This is a genomic window from Exiguobacterium sp. s133, assembly GCF_018618595.1.
In the GTDB taxonomy this organism is placed as follows: domain Bacteria; phylum Bacillota; class Bacilli; order Exiguobacteriales; family Exiguobacteriaceae; genus Exiguobacterium_A; species Exiguobacterium_A oxidotolerans.
Map to the genome: position 1 here is coordinate 1 of NZ_JACSMK010000031.1, position 256 is coordinate 256.

At 35.5% G+C, this 256-nt stretch carries 1 protein-coding gene; it reads right to left on the reverse strand.

Annotated elements, in window-relative coordinates:
- Positions 1-170: 170 nt before the first annotated feature.
- A partial coding sequence (locus tag KNP96_RS16650; RefSeq protein WP_214771847.1) for a cold-shock protein occupies positions 171-256 on the reverse strand: 86 nt, incomplete at its 5' end.

Consider the following 256-nt stretch of genomic DNA (forward strand, 5'->3'; position numbering starts at 1 on the left):
CACTGATTATTACTACCGTGATCAATTTCATCGAGTTAAAGCGTAAACTTTGTATCTCCACCGAACAACAATAATTACTTAATAATATACCATGCTCATCGGAAGAAAGAAAGGGTAATTTCAAAAAAAATAAAAAAAGAGGATTTGCATCAGCAAATCCTCTAAGGAAATTAAAGTTTAGTAACGTTAGTTGCTTGCGGTCCGCGTTGGCCTTCTTCAACTTCGAAAGAAACCTCTTGACCTTCGTCAAGTGATT